At 64.7% G+C, this 14746-nt stretch carries 11 protein-coding genes; 7 read left to right on the forward strand and 4 right to left on the reverse strand.

Translation table 11 applies throughout. The features are described 5' to 3' along the window. Positions 1-15: 15 nt before the first annotated feature. Complete coding sequence (locus tag C404_RS59005; protein ID WP_039598639.1) at positions 16-222, forward strand: cold-shock protein; 207 nt, start codon at positions 16-18, stop codon at positions 220-222. Between the two features lie 76 nt (positions 223-298). Here the strand turns inward: C404_RS59005 and C404_RS31000 are convergent, their stop codons facing one another. Both C404_RS31000 and C404_RS31005 read right to left on the reverse strand, forming a co-directional pair. Beyond that, entirely contained in the window at positions 299-1822 is a 1524-nt protein-coding gene (locus C404_RS31000; RefSeq protein ID WP_021192553.1) for a CoA-acylating methylmalonate-semialdehyde dehydrogenase, read from the reverse strand. A gap of 1 nt (position 1823) precedes the next feature. Next, positions 1824-3161, reverse strand: a complete 1338-nt coding sequence (locus C404_RS31005; protein WP_021192554.1) for an aspartate aminotransferase family protein — start codon at positions 3159-3161, stop codon at positions 1824-1826. A 151-nt stretch (positions 3162-3312) separates the two neighbouring features. Between C404_RS31005 and C404_RS31010 the strand changes: the two genes are divergently transcribed. The 4 genes from C404_RS31010 to C404_RS31025 all read left to right on the forward strand — a co-directional run bounded on the left by C404_RS31010 (position 3313) and on the right by C404_RS31025 (position 7925). Further along, entirely contained in the window at positions 3313-4725 is a 1413-nt protein-coding gene (locus tag C404_RS31010; protein ID WP_037010793.1) for an aminotransferase-like domain-containing protein, read from the forward strand. Between the two features lie 363 nt (positions 4726-5088). Next, positions 5089-5832 carry an acetoacetate decarboxylase gene (locus tag C404_RS31015; RefSeq protein ID WP_021192556.1) on the forward strand — a complete coding sequence of 248 codons (744 nt, stop codon included), beginning with the start codon at positions 5089-5091 and terminating at the stop codon, positions 5830-5832. A gap of 34 nt (positions 5833-5866) precedes the next feature. Further along, entirely contained in the window at positions 5867-6652 is a 786-nt protein-coding gene (locus tag C404_RS31020) for a 3-hydroxybutyrate dehydrogenase (RefSeq protein WP_021192557.1), read from the forward strand. Between the two features lie 13 nt (positions 6653-6665). Next, on the forward strand, positions 6666-7925 hold the full coding sequence (locus C404_RS31025) for a DUF3734 domain-containing protein (RefSeq protein WP_021192558.1): 1260 nt from the start codon (positions 6666-6668) through the stop codon (positions 7923-7925). A 6-nt stretch (positions 7926-7931) separates the two neighbouring features. On the opposite strand, the gene C404_RS31030 is transcribed toward C404_RS31025, so the two are convergent. Further along, a complete protein-coding gene (locus tag C404_RS31030) occupies positions 7932-10067 on the reverse strand; it encodes a cation:proton antiporter (protein WP_021192559.1) in 2136 nt (711 codons plus the stop codon). Then, entirely contained in the window at positions 10064-11164 is a 1101-nt protein-coding gene (locus C404_RS31035) for an oxidoreductase (protein WP_031328634.1), read from the reverse strand. The genes C404_RS31030 and C404_RS31035 overlap by 4 nt, the downstream gene beginning before the upstream one ends. Positions 11165-11412: 248 nt before the next feature. Between C404_RS31035 and C404_RS31040 the strand changes: the two genes are divergently transcribed. Together C404_RS31040 and C404_RS31045 are read left to right on the forward strand one after the other, a co-directional pair. Then, positions 11413-13545, forward strand: coding sequence for a TonB-dependent receptor (locus C404_RS31040; RefSeq protein WP_031328635.1), 2133 nt, complete (start codon positions 11413-11415; stop codon positions 13543-13545). A gap of 22 nt (positions 13546-13567) precedes the next feature. Continuing rightward, positions 13568-14716 carry a PepSY-associated TM helix domain-containing protein gene (locus C404_RS31045; protein ID WP_021192562.1) on the forward strand — a complete coding sequence of 383 codons (1149 nt, stop codon included), beginning with the start codon at positions 13568-13570 and terminating at the stop codon, positions 14714-14716. The last annotated feature ends 30 nt before the right edge of the window (positions 14717-14746 follow it).

Consider the following 14746-nt stretch of genomic DNA (forward strand, 5'->3'; position numbering starts at 1 on the left):
TCTCGGGAGAATGCAATGGCCAGCCGAATTGAAGATAACGCCGTTCAATATGATCCGCCCGCCGGGGCAGCTGCAGAAATGCATGCTGCCCCGCGTTTTATTCGGGATTCGGAGATCCAGTTTTCACGCACACCTGCTTTCCATGAGGGTCAGCGCGTGAGTTTCGATATCGAGATTGGCCCCGATGGCGAGCCGATCGCGGTGAATATCAAACCAATATGACAGCGCGGTTGACCAACCGCATGCGCAAAGAAAAAAGGGAGGCATCGCCTCCCTTCTTCTTTGCTGCGTACGACGCTTACTTGGCCGTAGGCATGACGAACTCGGCACCCTTGGCAATCGAATCCGGCCAGCGTTGCATCACGCTCTTGTAGCGTGTGTAAAAACGCACACCCTCTTCGCCGTAGGCGTGGTGATCGCCAAACAGGGAACGTTTCCACCCTCCAAAGCTATGCCACGCCATCGGCACCGGAATCGGCACGTTGATACCGACCATGCCCACCTGAATCTGCCGTGCAAACGCGCGCGCCACGCCGCCGTCGCTGGTGTAGCACGACACGCCATTGCCGAACTCGTGCGCATTGATCAGGTCAACGGCTTCGGCAAAGTCGTGCACACGCACCACTGACAGCACCGGACCAAAGATCTCTTCCTTGTAGATCGTCATGCCAGGCTTGACGTGGTCGAACAGCGTGCCGCCGGTAAAGAAGCCTTGTTCATGGCCATCCACCGTGTGGCCACGACCATCCACCACCAGCTTGGCGCCCTCGTCCACGCCCTTGGCGATATAGCCTTCCACCTTGGCCTTATGCGCCGCCGTGACGAGCGGGCCCATTTCGCTGTCGGCTTCCATGCCGTTGCCGATCTTCAGTGCGCGAGCACGTTCGGCCAGGCGCGGCACAAGCTTGTCGGCAACGTCGCCCACCGCCACGGCCACGGAGATCGCCATGCAGCGCTCGCCGGCCGAGCCGTAGCCGGCGCCGATCAGCGCATCCACCGCCTGATCGAGATCCGCATCGGGCATGACCACCAAGTGGTTCTTCGCACCACCCAGGGCCTGGACACGCTTGCCGTGCTTCGTACCTTCGGTATAGATGTACTCGGCGATGGGCGTGCTGCCGACGAAGGACAGCGCCTGCACGTCCGGATGCGCCAGCAGCGCATCGACCGCATCCTTGCCGCCTTGCACGACATTGAACACGCCGTCGGGCAGGCCGGCCTGCTTGAGCAGGTCGGCAATCATCAGGCTCGGGCTCGGATCACGTTCGCTCGGCTTGAGGATGAACGTGTTGCCGCAGGCCAGCGCCACGGGTGCCATCCACATCGGCACCATGAACGGGAAGTTGAACGGCGTGATACCGGCCACCACGCCCAGCGGCTGGCGCAGATTCCAGTTGTCGATGCCGCCGCCGATGTTGTCGGTGAACTCGGTCTTGAGCAGGTTCGGAATGCCGCAGGCGAACTCCACCACCTCAATGCCGCGCGTGACTTCGCCCTTGGCATCGGAGAACACCTTGCCGTGTTCGCGGGTGATGGCGGCAGCCAGAGCGTCGTGATTCTGGTCGAGCAGTTCCTTGAACTTGAACAGGACGCGCGAGCGCTTGAGCGGCGAGGTCTCGGCCCAGGCGGGCGCGGCGGCATGTGCAGCAGCAACGGCGGCGGCCACTTCGGCCTGACCACCCAGCAGTACCTGCGCACTCACGGCGCCGGTGGCGGGGTTGAATACGTCGGCGCTGCGCGTGCCTGCGCCGGCATAGCGCTGTCCGCCGATGTAGTGGCTGACCACAGATTCGGTGACGGCAGGATCAATCGGTCGGTTCATCTCAAGCTACCTCTTGCAGAACGGTACGGACGGTGTCGAAGATGCGCGCGATCTGCGCCTCGTCGATGATGAGCGGCGGCGAGAACGCCAGGATGTCGCCGGTGTAGCGCACCAGCACGCCACGCTCCAGGCATTTCAGGAAGACTTCGTACGCGCGTGCACCAATCGCACCCGGGCGCGATTCCAGCTCGATGCCGGCCACCAGCCCCAGGTTGCGGATGTCCTTCACATGCGGCGCGCCCTTGACCGAATGCGCCGCGGCTTCAAACGCCGGCGACAGCGCGCGTGCCCGCTCGAACAAACCCTCACTGCGATACAGGTCGATGGCAGCAACCGCAGCGGCAGCAGCCAGCGGGTGCGCGGAATACGTATAGCCGTGGAACAGCTCGATCGCGCCCGGCGCACCGGCGTCAATGATGGTGTCGTGCAGCGACTGGCGTACGGCTACGGCGCCCATTGGCACGGCGGCGTTGTTGATACCCTTGGCCATCGTCAGCAGGTCCGGCGTCACGCCAAAGAATTCTGCGGCCGTGGCGGCACCCAGGCGGCCAAACCCGGTGATGACCTCGTCGAAAATCAGCAGAATGCCGTGCTTGTCACACAGCGCGCGCAAACGCTGCAGATAGCCCTTGGGCGGCACCAGCACACCCGTGGAGCCGGCCAGCGGCTCGACAATGACGGCGGCAATGGTCGACGCGTCGTGCAGCGTGACGAGGCGCTCCAGCTCATCGGCCAAGTGCTCGCCCCATGCCGGCTGGCCCTTGGAGAATGCGTTGTGCTCCGGTGCATGCGTGTGCGGCAGGTGGTCGACGCCCGGGATCAGGTTGCCCGAGAACGCCTTGCGGTTCGGCGAGATACCGCCCACCGAAATACCGCCGAAGCCCACGCCGTGATAGCCGCGCTCACGGCCAATCAGACGGGTGCGCTGCCCCTCGCCGCGCGCGCGGTGGTAGGCCAGCGCAATTTTGAGCGCGGTGTCCACCGCCTCCGAACCGGAGTTGACGAAGAAGATGCGGTTCAGTCCTTCCGGCATCAGCTCGGCCACTTTCTCGGCCGCGCGGAAGGCCATTGGGTGGCCCATCTGGAAGGTTGGTGCGAAATCCAGCGTAGCTGCTTGCGTGGCAATGGCGTCGACGATCTCCTTGCGGCTGTGGCCGGCGTTGACGCACCACAGGCCGGCCGTACCGTCCAGCACTTCACGGCCGTCGGCGTCGCGGTAATACATGCCTTGTGCCGACGTGAGCAGGCGCGGCGCGGCCTTGTACTGGCGGTTGGCCGTAAACGGCATCCAGAAGTAGGACAGGTCAGTCGTTTCCAGCGGGTGCGGTGCGGGTTTCATCGGCGTCTCCGAAAGAAAATCAGGCAAGCAAATCAACGGTTCGAGCAAACTGTACAGAGCCAAACGCACTGCGGACATGCACAGATGACGGTTCTGTACGAAACTGTATAGGTGCGCGCCGCGCTCATACCGTCACATGCCGCATCGCAACATGCCACTCGAACACCTCGAACTCGATCTCCATCATCCCCAGCGTACGTTGGTCGATCAGATAGTCCAAGGCATTCGTACCGCCGTCGAGAACCGCAGCCTGCCGCCGGGCACACGGTTGCCCTCGGTGCGCAAGCTTGCTCAGGCGCACGACGTCAGCACGTTCACCGTGGCCGAGGCCTACACGCGGCTGGCCGCGCTGGGGGCCATCGTGGCGCGGCCGCGCTCCGGCTATCTGGTCGCCGCGCGTGCACCAGCACAACCCGCGTCCGTTGCGCCGCGATGGGAGCCACCCAAGCTCAATGCGGCCTGGCTGTTATCGGACGTGTTTGCCGACCGCTCCATCGCCATCAAACCCGGCTGCGGCTGGTTGCCGAACGATTGGCTGGATGAGCGCGGCGTGCAGGAGGCGATGCGCGCGGTGAGCCGTGTCTCTGCGCTGCGTGTGGCGGGCTATGGGCACCCTTGGGGCTATGCGCCACTGGGCGAAACCGTGGCGGAATCGCTCACGCTGCGGGGGTTGCCGGTCGAGCGTTCCCAGGTCCTGCTGACCAGCGGAGCCACACAGGCGCTGGACCTGATCGTGCGCACCTTGTTCAAGGCCGGTGACGTGGTGGCTGTGGATGAACCGGGCTACTGCAATGTGCTCCAGGTGCTCAAGCTGGCCGGCCTGCGCGTGGTGGGCGTACCCCGCACGCCAGATGGATTGGACACCACCGCATTGGAAGCCATCCTGCGCACCGACGATGCCGAGCGCCCGCGCGCGCTCTTCACCAGCTCCGTCCTGCAGAACCCGACCGGTACATCGATGACCGCGCAGAACGCCTACCGCGTGCTGCAGCTGGCCGAGCAGCACGGCCTGTGGATCGTCGAAGACGACCTGCACCGCGAACTGGCCGACCCCGCCGCACCCATGCTGGCCGCGCTCGATGGCCTGCGCCGTACGCTGTATGTGAGCGGCTTCTCCAAGACGATCTCGCCGTCATTGCGCGCGGGCTACGTGGTGGCCGATGCAGCCATCGCACGCGAACTGGCGCGCACCAAGATGGCCGTCGCCCTCACCTCGTCGGAAATCACCGAGCGCATCGTGCACGCATTCGTTACCCGGCCCGTCTACGCGGAACACGTGGCACGACTGACCGCGCGCCTGGCAAAGGCGCATGCCGATGCGGAAACACTCATGCGCACGCACGGCGCCGTCGCGTTCGACACGCCGGGGCGCGGCCTCTTCTTGTGGGCACGCCTGCCGGGCCATCCGAATGCCTCCGCGCTGGCCGACCAGGCCATCCGGCACAACATCTGGCTGGCACCAGGCCAGTATTTCCGCACCGACGAGACAGTCGACCCATGGCTGCGCTTTAACGTGGCGTACTCCGCCGAGCCCGCGCTGTGGGCATTCCTTGCCCAGCAATAACGCCTTTCAAGCCAGTGCAACAACGCATTGCGCCCGTCAACTAAGGTTGCGGATTTCCCCTATCCATGCGGCTTCTGGCTACGATTATTGCCTATGCAATTACATAAATCGACGCCGGAAACCGCTCGCAAAATCAGTCACCCTCAGCCGCATGTGACAGTTTGACCATCCTGTCACATAAGCCCGGCAGCATCGGCTTGTGCGTCAGCTGCGTGCCGGCACGCGCACCACCGTCGGGCTTTGTCTATCGTGTTCCAGACGTGTCGTGCCTTACACGACCCAATTCCAAGGCCGGCAGATTTCTTGCTCTTCCCGCTGTCCGGCCCCCCTCCCTCCTCGATCCCTCACCGCACAAGGAGTGCCATGGATATCAAGACCATCCGCGAAACCGCGTTCGCGATGCCGATCACAAGCCCCGCCTACCCGCCTGGCCCGTATCGCTTCATTCACCGTGAGTTCTTCATCATCACGTACCGCACCGACCCGGCCAAGCTGCGCGCCATGGTGCCCGAGCCACTGGAAGTGCCGGAACCGCTGGTCGCCTATGAGTTCATCCGCATGGCCGACTCCACCGGCTTTGGCGACTACACCGAGAGCGGCCAGGTCATCCCCGTCACCTACGAGGGCAAGCCCGGCACCTACACGCTGGCGATGTACCTGGACGACCACCCGCCCCTGGCCGGCGGCCGCGAGATGTGGGGCTTCCCGAAGAAACTCGCCAGCCCGAAGCTTGAAACCGACAAAGACACGCTGATCGGCACGCTGGACTACGGCCCCGTGCGCGTCGCCACGGGCACCATGGGCTACAAGCACCGCGAGCTGGATCTGGCCGAGCAGAAGCGCCGGCTGGAGTTGCCCAACTACCTGCTCAAGATCATCCCGCACGTGGACGGCAAGACCGCACGTATCTGCGAGCTGTCGCGCAACTACATGGTCGACATCGACATGAAAGGCGCCTGGACCGGCCCCGCGTCGCTGGAACTCGCGCATCACGCATTGGCACCGGTGGCCGAACTGCCGGTACTGGAAATTGTCGAAGCTCGGCACATCATTGCAGACCTGACCCTCGGTATGGGTGAGGTGGTGTTCGACTATCTCGCCAAGTAACACGCTTTCCCCCAACCCTCACGGAGTACACAACATGTCTGACTTGAAAGGCAAAGTCGCAGTCGTCACGGGTGCCGCCAGCGGCATCGGCAAGCAAATCGCCTTGACGCTCGCCAGCTCGGGCGCCGCCATCGCCATCGTTGACCTGAACGAAGATGGTGCAAAGGCCGTCGCCAAGGAGATCACCGATGCGGGCGGCCACGCCATCGGCCTGCGCATGGACGTGACCGATGAACAAGCCGTCGACAGCGGCATCGACCGCGTGGCGGAAGAGCTGGGTTCGGTCGACATCCTCATCTCAAACGCCGGCATCCAGATCGTCAACCCGTTCGTGAGCTACTCGTTTGCCGACTGGAAGAAGATGCAGGCCATCCACGTCGACGGCGCCTTCCTGACCACGCGCGCAGCGCTGCGGCACATGTACAAGGACGACCGCGGCGGTGTGGTGATCTACATGGGTTCGGTGCACTCGCACGAGGGCTCGCCGCTCAAGTCGGCGTACGTGGCCGCCAAGCATGCGCTGCTGGGGCTGAACAAGGTGCTGGCCAAGGAAGGCGCGGCGCATAACGTGCGCTCGCACGTGGTGTGCCCGGGCTTTGTGCGCACGCCGCTGGTGGAAAAGCAGATTCCCGAGCAGGCTAAGGAACTCGGCATCAGCGAAGAAGAGGTCGTGAAGAAGGTCATGCTGGGCGACACCGTGGACGGCGTGTTCACCACCGTGGAAGACGTGGCCGAAACGGTGCGCTTCCTGGCCACCTTCCCGAGCGCGGCGCTGACTGGCCAGTCGTTCGTGGTCAGCCACGGCTGGTTCATGCAATAAGACTGGAGAAGACATGCCCGCACCCAAGCTACGCGTGGCGGCCAGCCGCGCCAAGTCCAACAGTCCTGACGCAGTGGCAGAAGCCGCCGGCAGCTCGCCGTCGCGCATCGCGCTGCCGCCTTACGAAAACATCGCGCTGGTGCTGCAGGGCGGCGGCGCGCTCGGCTCCTACCAGGCCGGCGTGTTCGAGGGGCTGGACGCGGCCGGCATCATGCCGAACTGGATAGCGGGCATCTCCATCGGGGCGCTGAACACGGCCATCATCGCGGGCAACGCGCCTGAGCATCGGTTGGCAAAGCTGCGCGAGTTCTGGCAGATCATCACGCAGCCGAGCTTCTCGCCACCGCTGCCGGACATCCTGGAGAACGCCTGGTTTGACGGCCATGTTCATATGCGCAAGTGGCTGACCGCCATGCAGGCGGCCAACACCCTCGTCGAGGGTCAGCGTGGCTTCTTCACGCCGCGCTTTCCCGCGCCGCTGCCGGCCAATGAAATGGACCCGCTCGACGCCAGCTACTACGACACGACGCCGCTGAAAGCCACGCTTGAACGCCTGTGCGATTTCGATCGCATCAACGACGGTGGCATCCGCGTATCGGTGGGCGCGGTGAACGTGCGCACCGGCAACCTGGAAGCCTTCGACAACACCGAGCGCCGCCTGCGCGCCGAACACTTCATGGCCTCAGGCGCGCTGCCTCCGGGCTTCCCACCCGTGCTGATCGACGGCGATTACTACTGGGACGGCGGTGTCGTTTCCAATACGCCGCTGTCGTACGTGCTGGGCGCCCAGCCGCGCCGTGACACGCTGGTGTTCCAGGTGGACCTGTGGAGCGCGCTGGGCCCGGTGCCCAACACCATGATCGGTGTCGCCAGCCGCCAGAAAGATCTGCAGTACTCCAGCCGCACCCGGCTCATCACCGACTGGATGGAGCGTTCGCAATCGACGCGCCGGCTGGTGCGCAAGCTGCTGGAGCATCTGCCGGAGAAGGAATTCGAGCGCACGCAGTGGTACAAGCATGCGCAGGAGCTCGCCTGCTCCAAGCGCTACAACGTGATCCACCTGATCTACGCGGCCAAGGAACACGAAGGGCCGGGTAAGGACATCCAGTTCGGGCCGTCCACCATGCGTGACCACTGGGGATCGGGTCTGACGGACATCCGCGAATCGCTTTCGCACCCCGAGTGGCTGGCGATGCCGGATGATGAGTCCGGCTTTGTCACGCACGACATCCACCGCCACCCGCACGCCGAGCGGCGCAGCAAGCGGCTTTAAGGCGCGTTACCCGGGCGGCTGCGACGCATCTGCCTGCTGCGCGCGCAGCGTCCGCAACGACACCCCCAACGGCGGCCGCGGCAGCGCGGCCGACCACGCCCGGCGGATCACGCCGCTGATCTGCTTGTAGACCTCTTTTGAGATCACCGTTTCGGCCAGCATGGTGTCGATCTTGTTTTGGCCGATGTGTAGCGCGAACAGCAGCAACAGGCGCTTTTCAAGCGCGGCGCTGTAGTCGCCAAACTTCTCGCGCAGTTCGGCCAGGCCCTCTTCTGCAGCTTCGATCCGCGCGATCAGCACACCGTCGAGCAGATCGGCCATGCGCTCGCCCAGCACGGGCTGCAATGACAGACGGTTGTAAGCACGCAGGCGTTCCAGCACGGTCTGGCGGCAGACCAGCAGTTCATAGCGGTCGGCCAACGCGTTGGCGAGCGGCCGATCGATATGCATCAAGCGGTGGAGCCAAATCGCAGCACGAAAGCCGAAGCTCTTGGCAAGAATCCGGCGCGATGCACGCTTGTAGCCAACGCGGCCTTCGGCACGTGCTGCGTCGATCATGTCGGCGGTGTTGCGCATCATCGCGTCGAGGTTGCGGATGGAGATCAGGCCGTTGCCGTATTCGGGAATCAACTCGCGCTCACGCGTGGCCAATGACACCAGGCCGATGGTGAGTTGGTCGCGCTCGGACAAGGCATCGTCCAGGTTCAGCTCTGCAGCGCCGGCTGCCACTTCCAGCCGATACGCAGCCGCCGCCTGGTCCGCCGCTCCCGCCGCAAAGTGGAAGTGCCCGCCAATGCGGCGCATGATCGCCTCCACTTCTTCCGTCGACATGTTCAGTGCCTGCCGCTGCAGCGCCTGCTCCTGCGGCGAGAGCTGATCGAGCCCGAGCTGGCGCATGACCCAGCGCAGCGTCGCACCGTTGAAGAGCACGCTCACCAGCACGAAACCCGTGGCGAGAATGGTGACGAAATGCCGGTCGGCCGCGTGTACGGCGTGGTTCTCGGCCACGCCCAAGGCCAGCACCAAGGTGACGGCACCGCGCAGGCCACCCCATGCAATCGCCAGCTTGTAGGCATGGCTGACCGGTGCGGACAGCTTGAACCACGCCAGCACAGGCAGCAGGCCAAACAGCACCGCCAAACGTGCGGCCAATGCAGCCACCACGATCACCGCCAGCCACAGCGCGTCTTTCCACACCACGCCGTGCAGCAACTCCGGCACACGTACCGCAGCCAACAGGAAGACCACCGCCCCCGCCAGCGCCGCAATCTGCTCCCAGATCAGCTGCAGGTGCGACCAGTTGCGTGGCGTCAAGCGCGTGCGCCCCAGCGCGCCGATCACCAGCCCCGCACACACCACCGAGACCACACCCGATACATCGAGCACGTTCTCCGCCACGAGGTACAGCGGATACGGCAACGCGAGCGTCCATGCGGCCTCTGCCTGCGCAATGCCGCGCAGTGCCGGCAGCAGGAATGCGGCGATGCGCCCTGCAATCAGCCCAAAGAGCACGCCGCCGCCGAATGCCTTCGCCAGTTCGCGCAGGCCACCGCTGACCGTCGCATCGGTGCCGTGGCCCGTGAGCATGGCCAACAGCACGCCCATGATGGCAATGGCCGCTGCGTCGTTGAGCAACGCCTCGCCTTCCACCAGCCGGATCAGCCGCGCCGGTGCGCCCACATCGCGAAACACGGCAATCACGGCGGACGGGTCGGTGGTGGCAATCATTGCCCCCAGCAGCAGGCACGTGACGATGCCAAACGGCGTGACGGCCGCCGCTGCCAAACCGATGACGCCCGTGGCCACGACCACCGCCACGATGGCGAGCATGAGGATGGGCGCGGCATCCGGCGCCATGCTGCGCACATCCACCGACAACGCCGCCTGAAACAGCAGCGGCGGCAGGAACAGCCACAGATAAGCCTCGGCCGGCCAGCTTGGATCAATGAGCGGCGCAAAGAAGGTCGTCGCAAATGCGGGCGCCGTGTTCTGCAAGCCCACATACGCACCGCCGATGCCGATACCCGCCAACGCCAGCAACGTCGATTCGGGCAGCGTCAACCGCGACGCCAGCATCTGCACCAACGCCACCACGGCGAGCAAGCCGCCCGCCACCAACAAGAGAATGACGACGCCGTTCACGAGGTGGACTCCCGCACGGCAAGCCAATCGGCACGCTCGGTATCGGTCAGGTCCGGCACAACCGCTGTGCCCGTCTCGGCCGCTGCGATGGCGGCTTCGAGCACCGCCATCACCGCCAATGCCTGCACCGGAGGAACTGGATTGGGGCGTTGTCCGAGGATGGCATCGCGCACGGCGGCGTAGTACGCGCGCTGATCGCCGGCCGGTGTGGCGACATCGCTTGCCGATGACGTTGCGCCGTCGATGAGGATGCCTGCATCGTCATCCACGCCCCAGCCTTGCTGGCCGGGCGTCATGCCGGCCAGCAGTTGCGCCTCCTGCTGATCCATGCGGCGTTTGATGAACGAGCCGCGCGTGCCGTGCAAGATCCAGCGCGGTGCGCCGCCGGCCACCAGCATGCTGGCGTGCAGGATGGCGCGGCGCTCGCCGTGGTGGAGAACCACGTGTGCCCAATCGGCAGTCTCCGCGCCGGGGCGTTGCCGGGCAAACGAGGCACTCACCGCGTCAGGCAGGCCAAGCAACAGCAACGCCTGGTCAATCAGATGCGGGCCGAGATCAAACCAGATGCCGGTGCCCTGCCCGGCCTGTTCGCGCCAGCGCGCACGCACCTGCGGGCGGTAGCGGTCGAAATGCGCCTCCAGGTGCATCGCCTCGCCCACGGCACCGCTGGCGAGCACAGCCTGCACGGCCAGGAAATCGCTGTCCCAACGCCGGTTCTGGAAAACCGACAGCAAACGCCCGGTCTGCCGCGCCACGTGGGCCAGATGCCGCGCCTCGGCCAGTGTGACGGTAAAGGGCTTGTCCACCACAACGTGCTTGCCGGCACGCAACGCCACTTCGGCCAACGGCGCATGGCGGTCGTTGGGGGCGGCAATGACGACGAGGTCGACATCCGGGTGCACCGCCGCCGCTTCGGGCGCGCAAACCACAGCGTCAGGCCGATCCGCGAGCACCGCGTCCGGGCGGTTCGAGCCGATCACGTGCAGGCGCAGGCCGGGTGTGGCGTCGATCAGCGCCGCGTGGAACAGCTTGCCCGCATAACCATAGCCCACCAGGGCAACACGCAGGGGAGTCGATGGATGTGGTGAAGACGACATATCAAGAAAAGGCGAAAAGCAGCTGAGTCAGACGCCGTGCACGCAACTTGGTGCCGCCAATTTGCAATCGACTCGTGAAAAGTTGCTGCATTTTGTACCTGCAAACGTTACCCCTCGTCAAAAGCATGACTTAACTCTCTTGTGAATGGGAATTGTTCTCATTATTATCTTCGCCTTCACAAAGTGAAGGCGTCGCAGAAGACGGCGCCCTTCCCCATACCGGGGCTTTTTACTTTACGGGAACTGCAATGCCGCCGAATTTTCGACGAGATGGCCTGTGCCTGTCCTTGGCCGTCCTTGGAACCCTGCCGCTGATGCACGCGGCAACTGCTGCCGACACGATTGCGGCCGCCGATGCCGGCACGCTGCCGACCACCACCACCAAGAGCACGCGCAGCAACACGAGCTACGACACGCCCGTCGCCAACACGGCCACGAAGATTCCCGTGCCGCTGCGCGAGATTCCGCAGTCGGTCAACGTGGTGCCGCGCGCGGTCATCCAGGACCAAGGCGCGCTGTCGCTCAACGACACCCTGCGCAATGTGCCGGGTGTATCGGCCTCGCTGGGCGATGCACAGCGCGATCAGGTGACCATTCGCGGTTTCTCGTCGATCAACGATCAGTACGTCGACGGCCTGCGCGATGACTCGCTGTACTTCCGCGATCTGTCGAACATCGACCGCATTGAAGTCTTGAAGGGCCCTGCCGCCGTGCTGTATGGGCGCGGCTCGTCGGGCGGCATCATCAACCGCGTCACCAAGAAACCGCTGGCCACGCCGCTGGCCGAGATTGGCGTGCTGGTGGGCACCGAGCGCCAGAAGCGCGCCGAGTTCGACCTGAACATCTCCATCAACGACGACGCCATCCGCGCGCGCATTACCGGCGCGGTGGAAGACTCGGGCGGTTTCCGCAACGACTACTTCCTGCGCCGTCAGGCGATCTCGCCGTCGTTCCTGTTCAACCTGTCACCCGACACCAAGCTGACGGTGCAGTTCGACTACCTGCACGACAAGCGCATTGCCGACCAGGGTGTACCGTCGTACCACGGCCGCCCCGTGGATGTGCCCATCGGCACGCGCTACGGCTCGGCCGATGCGGGCGCGGGCAACATCGACACCACCGTCAAGAGTGTGACCGGCACGCTGGACCACCGCTTCAACGATCAGTGGTCATTCCACAGCGTGGTGCGCAACTACGAGTACTCGCTGGGGCGCAACAACTACACGACCGTGAAGAGCGTGAACGACAGCCCGATCCCGACCGTCACGCTCAACGTCAACCAGCGCAACCGCAGCGATCGCGGCACCGTGTGGCAAAACGAGCTGACGCAGAAGGCCGAGACCTGGGGCATCCAGCACACGCTGCTGTACGGCATCGAACTGGGCTATCAGGACAAGAGCGACCGCGTGGCATCCACCCCGGGCAACTTCAACGTCAACCTGTTCAACCCGGTGCTGCCGCTGCTGCCCACGGTGCCGGCCAACGCCACGCCCACCAACTACGGCCTCTCGCACAACGAGACGTACGCCGCGTATGTGCAGGATCTGATCAAGTTCTCGCCGCAATGGACAGTGTTGGCCGGCCTGCGCTATGAAGCGCTCAAGCAGAGCCGCACAGACCTTACGCCCAAGAACCAGAACTACGCGCGCACCGACACACCGGTCAGCCCGCGCCTGGGGGTGGTGTATCACCCGGTGGAGCCGCTCTCGCTCTACGCGTCTTATAGCCGCTCGTTCCAGCCGGTGGCGGACAGCTTCAGCGTGTACCCGAACAGCAGTGCACTGGCGCCGCAATCCACGACCAACTACGAGATCGGCGCCAAATACGATGTGTCGGCCAACGCCAGCCTGACCGCCGCACTGTTCGACATGAAGCAGACCAACCTGACCGGCGTAGACCCGGCCACACTGCTGGCAGTGCCCATCGGCACGCAGCGCACGCGCGGGCTGGAGCTGTCGTTCACGGGCGAGGTGGTGAAGACGTGGTCCCTTATCGCCAGCTATGCCTATCTGAACGGCGTGCTGACCAACCCGCTCGACAAGAGCGCCGGCGTGGCCGTCAACGGCAACCAGCCGTCGCTCACGCCGCGGCATAGCGGTTCGCTGTGGCTCAAGCATGATCTGCCCAATGGCTTCTATGTGGCCGGTGGTGTGCGTGCAGAGGCCTCGCGCTATGCATCGCAGTACAACGTGACGACGTTGCCCGGCTATATGACGGTCGATCTGGGTGCGGGCTATCGCAGCAAGAACGTCGACGTGACGCTGAACCTGCAGAACCTGTTCAACCGCGCGTACTACGTCTCGGCCCACGGCGGCGCCGAGAACTACAACATGCCGGGTGCTCCACGCATGGCGCTGCTGGGCGTGCGGTACAAGATGTAAGCGTGGAATAGGCAAACACGCGATGCTGCGACGGGTGCTCTTCCGCCTGCACTGGCTGATCGGGTTGTCGGCCAGCGTGGTGCTGGCCGTCGTCGGCATCAGCGGCGCGCTGATGGCGTATGACGAAGAGCTGCTGCGCTGGCTCAACCCCGGCGTGCTCAGCCTGCCAGCACGCACCGGCCCGGCGCCCACGCTGCCGCAGGTGGCCGCACAGGCGCGGGCCGCCATCCCAGAGCGCCCCGTCACGTTCATCACCGCAGCCTCGGCGCCCACCGAGCCGTGGCGCATCTGGTACGCGTGGCCGCCGGGCAAACACGGCGGCAGCAGCCGCGGCGAGTTGCGCTACTTCGACCCGGCCACGGGCACCCTGCTGCCCGAGGCGCGTGGGCAACGCTTCTTCGCCACCGTCAAACTGCTGCACCGTACATTGCTGGCAGACGAGGTCGGCAAACAGATCGTCGGTGCCAGCACGATTGCACTGGTGGTGATGGCGTTGTCAGGGTTGTACTTGCGCTGGCCGCGCCGCGTGACGAACTGGCGAAGCTGGCTCGTCATCCGCTGGAGCCGCAGCGGGCGCATCCGTTGGTGGGATGTGCATACCGTCATCGGGACGCTGGTGCTGCCGCTCTATCTGTTGGCGGCATTCAGCGGACTGAACTGGGCCTATGACTGGTATCGCGAAGGCCTGCAGCACATGGCCGGCATGTCGGTTGCCGCCAAGACCAAGCCAATGGAGGCCTCGGGCCCACGCAAACCGCTCGACGGTGCGGCATTGGAGCGCACCTGGAACGCTTTCCTCGCCAACGCGTCGAACTATACGAGTGCCACCCTGCGCATCGACGATGCGCGCACCGGCAAGGTTGACATCAACTGGTTGCCGCTCAACGCACCGCACGACCGCGCCTTCAACCGCCTGACGCTCGACGCAGCCACTGGCGCGGTTGTCCGCCAGGAATCCTTCACTGACAAGCCACCGATGCAACGCCTGCTGGCCGGCATGCTGCCGCTACACAATGGGCGCTACTTCGGGCCCGTCGGCATTGTGCTGGTGTTGATCGGCGCGTTGATGCTGCCGGTCTTTGCGATAACGGGGTGGTGGCTGTATCTGGATCGGCGCAAGCGCGCGCAACCGCAGCGCAAACACACATCCGTATCGACACGTCCTTGCTGACAAGGGAGGAACATCGACGCGATGTCGAGC

Origin of the sequence: Ralstonia sp. AU12-08 (assembly GCF_000442475.1) — a bacterium.
GTDB lineage: Bacteria > Pseudomonadota > Gammaproteobacteria > Burkholderiales > Burkholderiaceae > Ralstonia > Ralstonia insidiosa.